This is a genomic window from Paenibacillus sp. ACRSA (assembly GCF_022346845.1).
Lineage (GTDB): Bacteria > Bacillota > Bacilli > Paenibacillales > Paenibacillaceae > Paenibacillus.
This window is the reverse complement of record NZ_JAKRNP010000020.1, coordinates 48,377-64,631: the sequence shown is the minus strand read 5'-3', so window position 1 is coordinate 64,631 and position 16,255 is coordinate 48,377. Positions and strand designations below refer to the sequence as shown.

Genomic DNA, 16,255 nt, shown 5'->3' with positions numbered 1-16,255 from the left:
GAGTTGGACGGTCCACTAATATACGCAATGGTGCGATGCCCTTCCTGGATCAGATGACGCGTAGCGAGATAGCCACCCTGTTCCCCGTCCACCAGGACATTTACCAGATGATCTCCTGAGAGATGACGATCCATCACAATGATTGGAAAACGTGAGCCGGCTGATTCTACCAAAATATCATCATGGATGTTATGTGCGAGTATAATTGCACCATCTACTCTTTTTTCACGCAAAAATCGAACGGCTGTGGAATCACGCTCACCCATAGAGCTACATGCAATCAGATCATATCCGTTAGCGAGCGCTACATCTTGCACACTCCGAATCAGTTCCGAATAATACGGACCAGACAAGTCCGTCAAAATCAAAGCGATCGTATTCGTCCGGCTCCGCTTCAGGTCCATGGCAAAGCCATTTTTGCGGTAATTCAGTTCACGTGCTGCTTCAAGCACCTTACTCTTCGTTTTCGCACTCACCTTGCTATCCCCATTTAATGCATAGGAAGCTGTCGAAAGCGCTACACCTGCTAGCTTTGCCACATCCTTAATCGTCGCCATTCTACGTTCGCTCCTTCTACCTTGACCAAGTTTCTCTTATTAGCTACATTTTATACTGTAAAGGGTTGTGACAACCACTATAACTAATATAATTCTACGAATGTGGGGTACTTTGGCACTCATAGGATATGCTTCAATACAAATTCGAAACGTTTCGATTACCCTCCGAAAAAATGCTATGTCATTGCTTCAAAAACCCTCTATTACTAAGCTTAACAAGCTCTTCCTTACTATTCTATCAGTGTTATATTATACGTATAAATATCATTTCTTTTGCTTTTCCAAATAAAGAAAACCATTAATTATGCTTATAAACAGCAGATTGAAACGTTTCGACATTTTCATTATAGTCTGAGTTGGTAGCGATTTCAACCTCTTTTTCCAATTTTAATTGAATTATATGATTCAACATGTTGGCGCCCACACCGCTCCGTTATAGGTTATACTGCTTATTAACTTAGACCGATCAGAAAGGAGATCATTATTTATGCGCAACACGGAACACGGCTTCTACAGCAAGACGCCACCTGCATCTGTTCCTCTGCATGAGATCTGTGCCATTCCCTCTCCCATGTACAAACTTCGGTATCTTGTGAAGATCCACGATCAAGAAGCGCTCTCTCGAACAGATCAGTTGTGGAGCGAGTTGCACACCATTTATATTGTGACTGCCGGCCAAGCCAGATTAAGCACTACAAACGAACAATTTACAGTAGATACAGGCTCAGTCATTGTACGGCGAGCAGGAACTAACCTTCGACATGAGCGTAAACGTGGCTCAGTGTCTCCGCTACAAGGCTTTGCTATCGCATTTGAACCGATAGAACAGGAAGTAGATACCTGGCCGTTTGAATCGGTAACGTCGTTAACAAGCCATAATATGACTGACTTCGTATATGATTTGGCTCAAGCCTGTATGTACCCTGAGGCTGACAATCCTTTTAAACTGCATATGTTGTTCTATCAATTACTCGCTACATTAAAGGAACAAGTTGTACAGGTAACACAGGAGGATCATTCTTGGCTGGATCTCACGATCAAACGCATTCATGACATGTATACACACCCTCTCTCCCGCGAGCAATTGGCAAGAGAGTTCAATATCAGTCCAGAGCATTTCTCTCGAGAGTTCAAAAAAAGGACGGGACTTACGTTTGTCGAGTACATTACTCGGCTGCGCATTCGAATTGCCCAAGAACATCTTCTGCTCTCGAATCCTTCACTACAGGAGCTTGCAGAGCTGACAGGATATCGTGACACCTTTTATTTGAGCCGTAAATTCAAACAGGTCGTTGGTTCTGCCCCGACACTTTACCGGAAGAAGCCGAAGAAAATTGTCTCACTTACATTCAATTATACTGCTTCGTTGATTGCACTAGGCCAGCTCCCCCACATAGGTGCTGTTGCTAGCTGGATGAAGGATCGCTTTCAAGAACAAGGAATAGATCAATTTGAACAGCGGGGCGAGCATGAATTTATTCACAATCCGGATCTCATTGCAGACGCCCATCCAGATCTCATTGTCGGTTATGCACCACACGCTAACCTAGATAAGCTGCGGCAGATTGCACCTACAATCCTGCTACCATTCGAAGAACTTGACTGGCAAGAACAATTGCTGAGACTTGGGCAAATAACCGGGCTCGAAACTAACGCCAGACAATGGCTAACCCATTACGATACACTTCAACGAGAAGCTAACCTTACGTTAGATCGTTGCCTGGGGACTGTACGTGGAACAGCCGTATGCATCTTCTGGAATGAGGAGAGTGGAGCCTATATCTACGGCCACGGCTGGGGAAGAGCTTCACATGTGCTGTATCAATCGCTTGGTTTCTCACCTCCTGTTCACATGAAAAGAGAAGGTCACTTACTGACGGGATATGCGCATGTCCCTTTATCCGAGGTTCATCTGTATGCAGCAGATTATATCTTCATGTCCTATCCTTCCGAACTAGCCCAGCGTGAAGTCGTCGATCACTTACTTCATCAGGAGTGCTGGAGCAATCTGGAGGCCATTCTGAACAATCGAGTCTACACCATCAGTGATGACATGTTCTATGGTTTCGATCCGATCTCTATGATCGAGCAACTGAAACACATCATGCACCAGTTAACATCACATTTGTCCATGGTTCAATGATCATAGCCGTCCATGTACAAATGAGAACTCTTCCTCTATCTTATTAATGAGAATAATAATCATTATTGATTATATACAGGGGGATATAGACTATGTTTGTCGTAAAAAACCGCTTTGCAGGACTATTCATCATGCTTGCCATGTTAATGGTGTTAGCTGCCTGTGGTAGTAACACAGATACATCCAGCTCCACGGAGCAAGCGAGCGCCGGGGTCGAAGCAACGAATGGCTCCACTGAAACGAAAGCAGATACATCATCCAATTCCAAGGGTACACGCATATATGCTTCCGCAGAGGGTGATGTTGAAATTCCCGCTGAACCTCAACGGATTGTTACGGATATGTACGTAAGTGATCTCCTTGCATTAGGGATAAAGCCTGTGGGTGCCGTTAAATATTATCTGGAGAATCCTTATTACGCTGATCAGGTTCAAGGTATTGCAGATATCGGTGATCGCGGAACGGTATCACTCGAGAAGATTATTGCACTTAATCCAGATCTGATTATCACTGCTTCTAACCAACCAGAAGAGGTTGAGAAGTATAAGAAAATTGCCACGACTGTCGTAATCACCCATGGTACGTTCGCTGATGTACATGAAGAGATTCGTGGATTCGGTGATTTGCTGGACAGAACAGATGAAGCCGAAGCATGGCTGAAAACATACGATGAACGGATTACAGCTGCGCGCGACAAAGTTAAACAAGTGATCAAACCAGAAGAAACCTTCTCTATTCTGGAAGCAACAGACAAAGGGTATTATGGTTACGGGGATAACTTTGGCCGAGGTGGACAAGCGATCTATCGTGCCCTGGAGCTAGCACCGCTTGAGATCACCAAGCAGGAACTCATGGGAGATACACAATGGAAAGAAATCTCGCGTGAAGTTATTGGTGAGTATGCAGGAGACCATGTCCTTCTCACGGTAGATGAGAGCAATGCGGGTTATGAGGGAGATGCCATCTGGAAGTCTCTTCCGGCAGTGAAGAATAATCAAGTCTATGAATTGCAAGAAGATCGCTACTGGTACTTTGATCCGATTGCGATCCAAGGACAAGCCGAGGAATTCGCCGACATGATCGTGGAGCGGGCAGAGCAAAACCGTAAATAATACGCACCTATCTACTGCCTACCTCTCTCTTTATATCTCTCTACTCTTCTATATAAGTGAACAAACAAGACGCTCGATCAGGTTTAATATCCTGACTGGGCGTCTTGTTTTATGGTGTAGCTCTTCTATTTCAGGTATCCTTTGGATTTCCAATATCGCTTCGCAAAGGATTCAACAGCATAGGGCAGTTCCCCATCCAGCAAATCCTGATTCGCTTGCATCAGCTCTTTGCGTCCACGTTCCAGCAATTGAACGGCATGTAGTAATTGGGGGCCACCTACATAATGAAGTTCAAGCAACATCAGCTCTTCCTCATCCTCTTCCTCCTGAGCCGAGTATTCAATCAACACCATTTCTGTGCCGTCCGCATGCTGGTGTAGCGTATAGAAGTATTTCTCAACCTTCGTCTCCCCTTGTGTATCCGTATACTCTCTACCAATACGCAGCATAGCTGGCTGGGGAACATCATCACACATTTGACCTGCTTGTCTAAATGCAAAGTAGAAGTCTTCAATCCACAACCCATGCCGGTCATCATCATAATAATCGTCATACGGCTCCACGATAGGCAACGCTAATAAATCACGAATACGTTGCGGCGAAATTAAGGTGCGGGCATACTGGTAATTCGATACGGACTGCAGCAAGGTATCCCATCCATGGTTGCTTAACTGCTGAATATTCGAAGGTGAGTCTTCCGTAAATACGCTCCATTCGGAGTTCTCACTGTTCACATAACGATATGCGCCTGAGATCATCCAGACAGGAGTGCCCGCTTGCTCGGCAAGTTCATTAGGAGTGCCTGAAGCTTGGTCTGCTGGCTCTATTTTGAGCAATAATGCACAGTCATGGTCGTCCTGAAAATACAAACTCCGGAAATAGCCCTCCGTATGCTCATCTCCGTAGACAGAACCTCGGCAAAACTGTCCATCCACCCAAAACTCATAGCTGTTCAGCAACTCACCCTCCTCTCTTACAGGTAATAATGAAGGGTGAGTAAGACGCTCAATGTTCTCAGCTGTGAACTGATGACCTTCAAACCAATCCGGTACATCTGGCGCTAGTTCTGCGGCATAAATATACTCTCGTTTAATGATAGGTTGTCCCTGCTGCAGCCTCTTTATCATCTCTTCTCGCCATGGAAACGGCTCTTCTGTATCTTCGTCAATTATGCATTCAGGAACGAATAACTCTAGCAGATCGAAGCACTGCCATGGCCCAACATCCTCCCACTCTTCAAGCTGACGCTTCACTTTCCGCTGTCCTTGAACCTGAATTCCATATTGCTCTGTACTTACTAGCAGCCCACCTTCTACGTTGCCTCTCACCGTCAATTCTCCATGGTTGTAATCTCCCCAGAACATATCCTCCACATAAAGATGACCTGTAATATATATTTCCTGCCCTCCCACGAGCATATAAGGCGTTGTAAGATCACCAAGCACAACCAGGTTAGAAGCGGCCGCATCGGATTCTGTGTTTCCAATATAACGATCAACTGTCAGATTCCCCTCCACCATAATCAAAAAAGGCCCCTCATCCAGCAACAGCTCACTGATATGAAGATCACCTGAATGCAGCCATACCTCCTCGGCATCGAATTCACCATCATTCGCTTCATTCTGTGTGTACATCCAGCTTTCGTGAGGCAACCTCGTTTTGATATCTGCAAAAGTAACCTTTTGACCTGTGTGATGTATGGACATGTCCTGACACTCCTCATCGGTTGATGTTGGTATATAGATAGTCTCTTCAAATCTACTAATCTTTGAATCTATTGGCAGTTCTATTCGCAGTATGACTGCCATTTTAATTATACTAGAGGAAATATCCACCATTCCACACCAAAAACCCTCATCCATGCGGAATGAAGGTTATGCTGGCTATTTAGCTATTACATTTCACTTCTCGCCAAAATGGCATTGGCACGTTCACGAAATTGTTGCGCTGCATCGTCTGCCGTTAACTTGCCAAATAACAATAGATCATACAGCTCACGCAGCACGGCAGTGACTTCAGAGCTACCTACGGGATCAGGAGCATCCATCGGACTGCTATGTTCTGCGACCCAATCTATATAATCGAATACTTGTGCCTGCTCCGGTTCAACGATCTTTCTCATCTGCTCCCGCACACTGGACGAAACGGGCACACCACGCTCCCCTTTGAGCAGCAGATTGGCATCCAGATCATTCACGAAATAGCTAATAAACTTCGCTGCCTCTTCCTTCTGTCTGGAATTACCTGCTATGGAGAAGAACATGCCTGGCTTCAGAAACAGCCCATCTGAGTTATTAGGTCCCGGCATTGGGGCAATAGATAACGGCTTACCATAACGCTCTGTTGTACTGATGAATTGGTTGGAGTACCCCCAGCTAAACAGCGCCTCACCTAAATAAAACGGATCATTGTCTGGCTTACCAATATCTGAAGTCCAGATGTCTGGGGCAAAAATGAGTTTATCCTGCGCGAGTCGTTGCATCATTCCAAAATATTCAACAAATAAGGCGTCATTCTCATAACCGAGACGTGTCCCATCCTCCGCGTACAGCTTAGCACCATGTTGCCTCAGGTAATACGCGAAAAACTGCTCTGGAGTAAAATAGGTGCCCAGATAGATGCCCCGTCCTTGAATGTGCTTGCCCATCTGATCAAAATCATCCCAAGTCCATGCATCTGTCGGGAACTCAATGCCGTTCGCCTGCAACACTTCCGGATCATAAATACTCATTAGCGCATTAACACCTAGGCTCAGTCCGTAAACTTTGCCATCTATACTGCCACTATCCAGCTGCTGTTTGTCCACGTCCTTCGTATCCAGCAATCCACGCTTTGCATACGGAGATAGATCCTCTAATAGCTCTAGTGAGCTATATTGAGCCAAATACGAAATGTCCATTTGGATAATATCTGGAAGAGCATTTCCCGCGGCCAGTGGAGCCATCTTCCTCCAATATTCGTTGAAACTGCTGTATTCGTACTCAATGTTCACATGCGGATTTAATTGTTCATATTGGTTGATAACCTCAATCGTAGCATTGTTACGGAATTCTCCGCCCCACCAGGCAATACGCAGCGTAATGGGTTCTTCTTCAATCACCATACCAGGCCTTTGAGCAAATTGGGACACGCAGCCGAGCAGAGCTGCCGTTAGGCAGATGATGCCTATTATTCGCAGTAATCTTCCCACAGCTTCTCCTCCTTCGGCAGCGGTAAGGGAACCATGACCTTGGTTCCGCACCCCGGCTTGCTCTCCAGTCTGATGTCATGATCATCACCGAAGGCTAGACGTAGCCGCTCTCTGATGTTCATCAGACCGATTCCCGTACCTCGGGTCTCCACTTCACCGCGAAGCACCTTCTCCACGAATTCCGGTTCCATGCCTGGGCCGTGATCTTCAACGACAAGCAGCAGCTTCCCTGCTGATAGCTCCGCATACACACGAATCTGACAGGCGCCCACCTGCGGCTCCAGCCCATATTGGATCGCGTTCTCCAGTAACGGCTGTAACGTCAACTTGGGAATGGCACAGCCTAAGTAGGACTGTGGCACATCCAGATGAAAATCCAGTCGATGCTGAAAACGATACTTCTGAATCGTAATGTAATGATTGACGATCTCCAGCTCTTCCGCCAAGGTGATGACATTCTGCTTGAAGCTAATCGATGTGCGCAGTAAATAGCCGAGTGACAGCACCATACTGGAAATCTGCTCTTGCTTATGCTTTTTGGCAAGCCAGTGGATAGAATCCAGAGCATTATATAGAAAGTGCGGATTAATCTGCGCCTGCAACGCCTTGAACTCCGTTTCCTTAATGACCAGTTGGCTTGCATAATTTTCTTTAATAAGTGTATTGATGTGGGTGATCATCAACCGATATGTACGGTGCAATAACCCGATCTCATCCATATGATGATGCGTTGGCACGGTTAGATTCGCATTATCGATATTGTCGAGATCACCATACTGCACCTCTTTCATCTGTCCGATGAGCTGTCTAATCGGCCTCGTTAAGCTGCGTGCAAATACCATCCCAAGGGTCAGTACGATTACGATGGCTATGACATAAACGACGATTAGTGCATTTTTCAGCCATATGATTCGCTCAAAAATCTCGTGATAGGAGGCCATGTTATAGTAGACCCAGCCGGTGTAGGACGATTTCTTTTGCGCTAGAAACACTGCCCTTCCATCCAGGTTTTTGATCTCATAACCACCACTGCCCGGTAATGGCTTCAGCCCTTCGGATACTGCGTTCTGGAGCTGCCGATAAGGATAAACTACGTCGTCTCCTGCCTTCAGAACAATATCACTATTCTGGCTATCCAATCCTGCGTATTCCTTCACAAGACGTTCGATGTTAATCCGTAGAAACAAAATGCCGACAGGCTTGAGCGTCATCGGATCATAGGCTCGTACCTGCCGAACCATAACCAGCATCGGGTCATCATCATCTGGATACAACCACCTAACAGCACCATTTGCATGCTCAGCAGCTGCAATCATACGATCATACTTTTCCTCAGATACGGTTATCGTCTCACCATACTTATTCACTCTTCCCTGAGAATCAATTAAATGAACGGACTGCACGTAACGTGCAGCCCCACTAATGTGTTCCCATAGCCGATCTGTAATCTTCTTACGCTCAATAAAACTGGAGTACGCCGTGTCATCCTCTAACAAAGATTTTAGCGCCCGCTGGATTTGCATATCCGAGATCATATTTAGTGACAACGCTTCCAACTTCTGCAATTCAAGATCAACCGTAGAGGACGAGAGATTCAGCAGCCGGGAAGACTTATCGAATAACTGTTTATCATAGACGGAATACGTATAATACAAGGAACTGAAAGCCAGCGTGATAATAAATGCCATCATGAACATGATCATCAGGAACATTTTCATTTTGATACTTAGTTTGCGGTAGGCTATCATGACACAAGCGCTCCTTTGAACCACGTGAATTTACTAGTGCGTGTTGAACAACCTCTACTAGATATATCACATGCAGGAAAATTCTCCTATATCTTTTTAGCGCCCCGCTCGTCTAGCAGCATTCAACGCTTGGATGACCCATGATCCTTCCGTTTTGTTCGTGTGTACATGTTCAGATTCGTCTATATAGCATATGCGGCTTGCCGAACATTCCTTGCCTATTATTTTGCATTATATCGGTCATACGCAGCTTGATGAATCTCGATGGCACGGTCAATGCCCATGCTTTTGATCGTTTCAGCCATGGTGTCAAATTCTGTGATTGGCTTCTGTCCGCTAATGATAGCCGTCATCGTCTCATTCAGATACGTATTAACTTGACTCATAATGGACGTGCTTGTGCTAACCTCATCGGAGGACAAACGAATTGGCGGAAGTGTCAGTGCTGAGCTGGCTTTCATCCATTCCTCATTCGCTGCACGTTGTCCTTCATCGAACAAGAGTGCATCCAGATAGCGGCTGTCTTGGTTGATCGGGCCATCCATAATGGATAGTGCATACGAAGCTAGAGCCTGATCATACGTCAAACCTTTTGGATTATCTACAATGACATCCGTGAATTTGACGCCATCTCCTTCTTTTACATAACTGTCGTTCTCGATCCCGAAGTTGAACAGGTCACTGCCCTCTTCACTATAGTTATAGTCCATCCACTGTACGATATATTTCAGTTTGTCTTCGTCTGCCGAAGATGTGATGGCTTCACCATAGCTGAGCACCTTAGCTTCCATGTTAAACGTTGCATAAGCAGTTCCATCTGGAGATTGTGGCCATGGCGCACCTGTCACATTGAAGTTTGGATCGGTATCTCTCATGAGGTTAAAATATTTTCCCATACCGCTGAATACCCCGCCCTGATAAGCACCCGCCAGATTGTTGGTAACCTTGTAGTCGAATGCCTTACCATCATTAGTCATAATCTCAGGGTCAATCAGACCTTCCTTATACCACTTCGCCATAGTCTCCAAGAAGTCACGATATCCGGGTTGAATTGGGCCGAATTCCACCTTGTCCCCATTCATCTGGAAGCCTCCAATAACGCCAAAGGCAGTAGCAAAGTCATGCAGCTTCGTCAGGTTACCTGGTCCCCAGTTACCCGTGAAGGGTAATTCATCTTGTTTCCCGTTGCCATTCGGATCTTGTTCCTTGAACGCCTTAAGCACCGTATACCATTCATCAATATTCGTCGGAGCTTGCAGGTTCAACTTATCGAGCCAGTCTTGACGGATAATCAAACCAGAGGTTGCATTCAGCTTGAGTGCATCCAGCTTGAGCAGTGGGAACATATAGATCGTTCCATCATCAAGGGCAATCTGTTTCTTCACATCAGGATCAGATTCGATGATGCGTTTCAGGTTAGGCGCATAGCTATCGATCAGCTCGTTCAAACGGATGATTCGGCCATCCTTGATCATTTTCTCCGGTCCGCCAACGGCATCAGCCCAGTTATAATAGATCACGTCAGGTAATTCTTTGGTAGAGATGAGCAGGTTAAATTGATCTTTCTGCTGTCCCAGTGGAGGATGTGTAAATTTCGCCTCGATGCCTGTTCGCTTCGCCTTCTCCTTGTAGGATGCCATATCTGCAAAATTGTTCACTGAAGCCGTAAGCTTCGCATCATTGGCGCGCCAATAATCAATCGTGAAGGATTCACTTGTAATCGGTAGCGGAATCTCAGTCAAGGCTTGAACCGCAGGCTCCGTCCCTTCTTCAGGCTCTGTAGCACTTGGCTCACTCGCTCCTCCAGTACATCCAGCCAATAAAGACATAGTGAGCAGAGATGACAATAGAATAGACCCCATTCTTTTTTTCACGTAATTCGCCTCCAAGGATTAAATTTATTGTTTCACAGCACCGATTAAGGCACCCTGAACAAAATAGCGTTGGATAAACGGATACACCAGCATAATTGGAAGTGTTGAGATAATAATGGTGGCATATTTGATGTTCTCACCTATTGCAAAGCCTGTGTCCACACCTGCCCCCATCGCTTCCGTGCTGCTGCTGATTAAGATGTCGCGCATAATAATCTGGATCGGGTACAGCTCTTGACTCCGCAGATAGAGCATCGGCCCCACGTAGTCATTCCAGTGATCCACGGCGTAATACAGCATCATAACCGCTAAAATCGGCTTCGATAAAGGCAGTACAATGCGGAATAAAATCAAGAAATCATTGGCGCCATCCAGCTTCGCGGATTCGATCAGGCTGATCGGGATGCCTTCGAAGTTTGTTTTCATAATGAGAAAATAGAATGTGCTGATCGCTCCAGGGATAATCAGGGCAAAGCGCGTGTCCACCATCCCCAGATTTTGAATGAGCAGAAACGTGGGAATCATACCTCCACCAAAAAACATCGTGAATGTAATCAACTTCATCAGCGTTTTTCTGCCCAGCAGGTCACTACGAGATAACCCATACGCCGCGAGTGAAGTCATCAGCAAGTTGATTGCTGTTCCCACCACCACGTAGAAGAGTGTATTCATATAACCAGTGTAGATACGGGTATCCTGAAATACCGCTTTGTACGCTTCCAACTGAAAGCCTTCGGGCCAGAGCATGAGTGAACGGGAACGTAACATCTGATCCGGATCACTAATCGAAGAGTTGAATACATACAGCATCGGGTAGAAACACAGGATCATGACCACCAAGAGCAGCAGCGTATTAAATGCATCAAAGATATGTTCACCTGTAGACCTCTTCATCGCTTCACCTTCCAATTACCAGAGACTGGTTGAGTTGAGCTTTCTGCTGATTGCATTCGCAGCAAGTAGCAGTGCAAAATTGATAACCCCGTTAAACAGCCCAATAGCTGTTGAATACGTATAATTGCCTTCCAAAATACCCGATCGGTACACAAAGGTTGATATGACATCCGAAGTCTCATAAGTCGGTGCGGTTTGCATGAGCAATATTTTCTGGAAATCGGCATTCATCACCGCACCCATACGCAGAATAAGCATAATTACTATCGTTGGTAAAATCCCGGGAAGTGTAATATGAAGCAGTTGACGCCAGCGGTTTGCACCATCAATCTTGGCAGCTTCATATAGCTGGGGATCAATGCCGCTAAGCGCCGCTAAGAAGATGATGGACGCCCAGCCTGCTCCCTGCCAGATATTCGATAGAATGTAGAGTGGACGGAACATATCTTTCTCTGCCAAGAACATCAGCGGCTGTAGATCAAAGAATCCACGAATGACATTGAATAACCCACCGTCCAAAGATGAGAACGTTTTCAACATTCCGACCACGACAACAACTGAAATAAAATGCGGCATGTAGCTGACCGTTTGCACTGTGCTTCTGAACCATTTCTTACGTACTTCATTCAAGAGTAAGGCAAGTATGATTGGAGCAGGAAATCCGAATACAATGCTGTAAAAACTCAGAATCAATGTGTTCTTAATGAGTCTCCAGAAGTAATAACTTTCGAAGAACATGGTGAAATTGTCAAAACCGACCCATTCTCCCGCCATTATGCCTTTGACTGGGCTATATGATTCTTGAAACGCCATCAGGAGCCCATACATTGGCCCGTAGCTAAAAATCAGATAATAGGCGACGACAGGAAGCAACATGAGGTATACATACCTGTTACGAACAAGTTCCTTTTTTACAAAGCTCCATTTGCCAGATGGCTTCAAATGTCCCGGCTCCATCACCGGACTTCGCTTCAGCTCCATCCACTGTACCTCCAATTCTGATATGGAAATCCTCTATAGGTTCGTGTTCAAAAAGAACGGTTTTCAGTACCGAGAAGATGGGATGAAGATCAAAATGGAGTAGCGGAGCGTAGGCAAACCTACGTGAGCAACCACATTGTTTCCGAAGGAAACAATCTGCGTAAGCCTCCACTTATTTCGGCTGAATCCCATATTCGATGCTGAGATGCCGTCAGGCATCCTTCGTAATCAAAAGCGGACTTTTTGAACTACCTCTATAGGTATAATGATAGGACTTGGGCGGGTCTTCTCCCATGCTCATTTCCGAGATATGGATGTTCAAAACCGTGTTCTACAAGTTCGTGTGCAAAAAGTACGGTTTTCAGCAGCCCGAAACTAGGGACGGCTACACAAAAAAACCTGCTGTCATTGAAGACAGTCAGGGTATGGCTTTCTTATATTCGGATGGAGAGAATCCCGTATATTTCTTGAACACTTTGCTGAAGTAAGGCCAGTTCGATCCAAAGCCCGTATACTCTGCGAGCAAGGACACTGTATAATTCCCATCCTGCTCCAGTAGCTCTAATGCTTTTTGTATCCGGTAGGTGAGGACATAATTGGTGAACTTCTCGCCCGTCTCTTTCTTGAACATCTTGCCAATGTAATCGGGATTCATGTAGATCTCTCCGGCAATGGACTGGAGTGTTAATGTTTCATCCTGATATCGTTTCTGTACAAGCTGCTTCACCTGGTGCACCATCTGAGACTGCCTGGAACGCTGCTGTTCATAACGACGAAGGGTAATCTGTTTGGCTACGGTCAGCAGGAACTGCTGGAAAGAATGTAACGTGCTCGTCTCAATCATGCAAGGTAGTCGGTCCATATAATGCTTCATATCTGCAGCTCCGCTGAGCCGAATAATCTCCATAAATATTTGGATAAGGTATGATTTGGTCTGGGAAATATCGTATCGAAGATCAACCAGCAGTTGGAAGATTCGATTCAGCTCCGCTCCCGCGTCCTGCCAGTGCCCTGCTTGAATTGCAGTGACAAGCCTTCCCTGATCATACTCAAACTCAGGCACATCCCGCTCCTCTACTGGGGCTACATCACGTTCCATAATAAGACTGCCCTCTCCGAGGTAAAAGCGATGATTCAGGTACGCAATCGTTCGCATATATAATTGACGCGCTTGCGGCAGTTCGCCTGGTTCACTCAGCGCCATCGTCAGGTCATAGCGATAATAGCGGGTAAAGGTAACTCGAATCTCATCAATATTCCGAAATAGCTGTGCTTCTGACATCGTATCTTCCATCATGACGAGCAGATGCCCTCTTACCGTTGTACTTAATATGGGATTGTGAAAAATATCCTCTGCGATGTTCTTAACAGCGAACAAGTGCAGATACTCATGCTCTCCCTCAATCTCGACCAATAACAAACGTACACGCTGACCGAGAAATTGCACACTAAACAGTTCGCCAAAATACTTCCATTCCTTCACGCCATACGTCTTGTTGGTGACCAATTCCTTCAAAAAATACTCCTTCGCATGTGGCAGTACTCGCTCCAAATTGTATTGAATGGCCTGCACAAAGTGCTCATGATCTGTAAGCTCCCGCTTCTCACTGACCAGCTCGCCAATGGCCTGAACCAGACTCTCCTCACTGCAAGGTTTAAGCAAGTAATGCTTCACTCCATATTGCATAGCAGTCTTCGCATACTCAAATTCAGTAAAGCCTGTGAGCATAATAAACGAGATCTCCCGATATTTCTCCGCCACCGCTTCAACAAGTTGCAGCCCATCCATACCTGGCATACGAATATCCGAGATAATAATGTCAGGACGCTGCCGTTCGATTGAAGCAAGCGCTTCCAATCCATCGTGAGCAATACCGATGAGCTCCGTACCCAGTAGGGACCAATTCACGACACTGGAAATTCCGTCAGAGATCAGAAATTCATCATCAACCAACAAGACCTTGTACATGTAGAATATCCCCCTGATTGTTAACTGCTTTTTTATTCTATTATATGAGCATTATGCATAAATATGGGGGTTAGTTCCGAATGACAGCGTTCATGTTATATGAGCCTGTGTTGTGAACAGTTCTGGATGATGTGATTTTACATGAAGATTACAGAGACACTATCAAGCTTTAAATATACTGGTATAAAATGGATTAAATGTTATGATTGGATGTGGGTTAATCAACATGAAATTAAAAGTTTTTCTAAAATACTTTCTGGGCTTTTTTATTTTATGGAATGTGTTATCCGTCGTATTCAATATGATCTTACTGGGTAAATCCTTAGATGAAATTGATTATATAACGATCATGTTCGGTGGGGCTGTATTTAGCGTACTGATTGCAATTTCAAAGGCACGAAATGAATGAAGAAACAGCCTTCCTTCGTTAAAAGAGGAAAGGCTGTTTGTGGTTATGTCTTTATTTTAGCCGTCGATCCCATATTCCTTCACCTCACGGTGCCGATTCAGTGCTGCATGCAGTAGGAAACCGACGACCGCTACAGCTGCCATTGCAGTTGCAAGCCAGGCTACCGGAATCAATCCCTGCTTGTCATACATGACTCCCATCGCATACGGACCAATGACCCGACCAATTGCACCGATCCCACCGGACACCCCAATATAGAAGGGCGCTGCTCGTCCAGCGTGCTCGGATATAAATGCCGGCGTTGCCGGGGAGATCAGCATTTCCCCGAAGGTTGCAAGCACCATCGCCAGAACCATACCCGGATAGTTATACATCGTGATCATCACCAGATATGCCATGCCGTAGAATACAGCGCTAGCCGTCATCTGGGCATTGGAGGTACGAGCCATTGTACGTTTAATCCACGACGTGAATGGCTGTCCCACAAAGATCAGCACCCCGTTCAGGGTCCAGAGCAGACCATACATTCTTTTCTCCATACCTTCTGAAATAATGTACGGTGATACTCCTGTATTCCAGATCGAGTTACCAAATAACAGGAACAGCACACCTAGGCTCATAAACAGATACAGCCTCGTATTACCTAGCAGTGCCCATACACTTGCGCCACCAGTCTGCTTCTGCCGTTTCGTCAGATGTACTTCCCCTTGCTCCGGTTCAAGCCGCGACAGATAATACCAGAAGAATATCGCAAAGCCCGCCGAGGTGACCCCGTTCAATATGAAGCTGAGGTGATACGAAAAGTCCGCCAGAAATCCACTAAGCGCTGTACCAATTGCCACACCGATGTTATTCGCCACATAAATAATGTTGAATAGTTCACCACGTCGCTCTGCAAAACGAAAACCGATAAACGCTTGAATCGCAGGTAACGACAAGGAACTGAATAAGCCAATCCAGCCCATCGCACAGATAAATATAACCCAATATGCACTAATCCAAGGTAGAGCAAACAGCCCTAAGGCATTCAGTGCCAGCGATCCGATAATCAATTTTTTGACTCCAACTCTGTGGTACAGTGAGCCGCCAAGCAATTGTCCAAAAATACCGCCCAGAGATTGAATCAGGATGACAAATCCGGCGTTAGCCATCGTCCGACCTAATTCGTCAAACACATACATCGTGGTCAGCGGCCACATCAAGGCACTGCCTGTCGCGTTGACCAGACTTGCCAGCAAAAATACTTTTACTTCCTTAGGATAGGAATCCAGCCATCTCATAATCTTCGTTCATGCTCCTTCATGCACCAACCTGTTTCCGTAGAAAAAGCTCTCACAACGACTGGCATGACCAGCCGAAGCGAAAGCCTGTATGGTAA

General features: G+C 45.7%; 11 protein-coding genes. 2 read left to right on the top strand and 9 right to left on the bottom strand.

Going from position 1 to position 16,255, the window contains the following annotated elements; translation table 11 throughout:
- Positions 1–557 (bottom strand): LacI family DNA-binding transcriptional regulator (locus MH215_RS27510; RefSeq protein WP_239294121.1); only part of this gene is annotated, 557 nt, incomplete at its 3' end.
- Positions 558–1,044: 487 nt separating this feature from the next.
- Between MH215_RS27510 and MH215_RS27505 the strand changes: the two genes are divergently transcribed.
- Both MH215_RS27505 and MH215_RS27500 read left to right on the top strand, forming a co-directional pair.
- Positions 1,045–2,700 (top strand): AraC family transcriptional regulator, encoded by a 1,656-nt coding sequence (locus MH215_RS27505; protein ID WP_239294120.1) that lies wholly within the window; start codon positions 1,045–1,047, stop codon positions 2,698–2,700.
- A 92-nt stretch (positions 2,701–2,792) separates the two neighbouring features.
- The gene (locus tag MH215_RS27500; RefSeq protein ID WP_239294119.1) at positions 2,793–3,812 is read left to right on the top strand and encodes an ABC transporter substrate-binding protein; all 1,020 of its coding nucleotides are present in this window, start codon (positions 2,793–2,795) and stop codon (positions 3,810–3,812) included.
- A gap of 125 nt (positions 3,813–3,937) precedes the next feature.
- On the opposite strand, the gene MH215_RS27495 is transcribed toward MH215_RS27500, so the two are convergent.
- The 8 genes from MH215_RS27495 to MH215_RS27460 form a co-directional block, all read right to left on the bottom strand.
- A complete protein-coding gene (locus MH215_RS27495) occupies positions 3,938–5,518 on the bottom strand; it encodes a hypothetical protein (RefSeq protein WP_239294118.1) in 1,581 nt (526 codons plus the stop codon).
- A gap of 188 nt (positions 5,519–5,706) precedes the next feature.
- Positions 5,707–7,002 carry an ABC transporter substrate-binding protein gene (locus MH215_RS27490; RefSeq protein ID WP_239294117.1) on the bottom strand — a complete coding sequence of 432 codons (1,296 nt, stop codon included), beginning with the start codon at positions 7,000–7,002 and terminating at the stop codon, positions 5,707–5,709.
- Positions 6,981–8,750 (bottom strand): sensor histidine kinase, encoded by a 1,770-nt coding sequence (locus MH215_RS27485; protein ID WP_239294116.1) that lies wholly within the window; start codon positions 8,748–8,750, stop codon positions 6,981–6,983. Before MH215_RS27485 ends, MH215_RS27490 begins: the two co-directional genes overlap by 22 nt.
- 221 nt (positions 8,751–8,971) lie before the next feature.
- On the bottom strand, positions 8,972–10,624 hold the full coding sequence (locus MH215_RS27480; RefSeq protein ID WP_239294115.1) for a type 2 periplasmic-binding domain-containing protein: 1,653 nt from the start codon (positions 10,622–10,624) through the stop codon (positions 8,972–8,974).
- A 24-nt stretch (positions 10,625–10,648) separates the two neighbouring features.
- On the bottom strand, positions 10,649–11,518 hold the full coding sequence (locus MH215_RS27475) for a carbohydrate ABC transporter permease (protein ID WP_056702053.1): 870 nt from the start codon (positions 11,516–11,518) through the stop codon (positions 10,649–10,651).
- Positions 11,519–11,533: 15 nt separating this feature from the next.
- The gene (locus tag MH215_RS27470) at positions 11,534–12,475 is read right to left on the bottom strand and encodes an ABC transporter permease (RefSeq protein WP_239294123.1); all 942 of its coding nucleotides are present in this window, start codon (positions 12,473–12,475) and stop codon (positions 11,534–11,536) included.
- A gap of 442 nt (positions 12,476–12,917) precedes the next feature.
- Positions 12,918–14,468 carry a response regulator gene (locus MH215_RS27465; protein ID WP_239294114.1) on the bottom strand — a complete coding sequence of 517 codons (1,551 nt, stop codon included), beginning with the start codon at positions 14,466–14,468 and terminating at the stop codon, positions 12,918–12,920.
- Between the two features lie 465 nt (positions 14,469–14,933).
- Complete coding sequence (locus MH215_RS27460) at positions 14,934–16,157, bottom strand: MFS transporter (RefSeq protein ID WP_239294113.1); 1,224 nt, start codon at positions 16,155–16,157, stop codon at positions 14,934–14,936.
- Positions 16,158–16,255 lie beyond the last annotated feature (98 nt).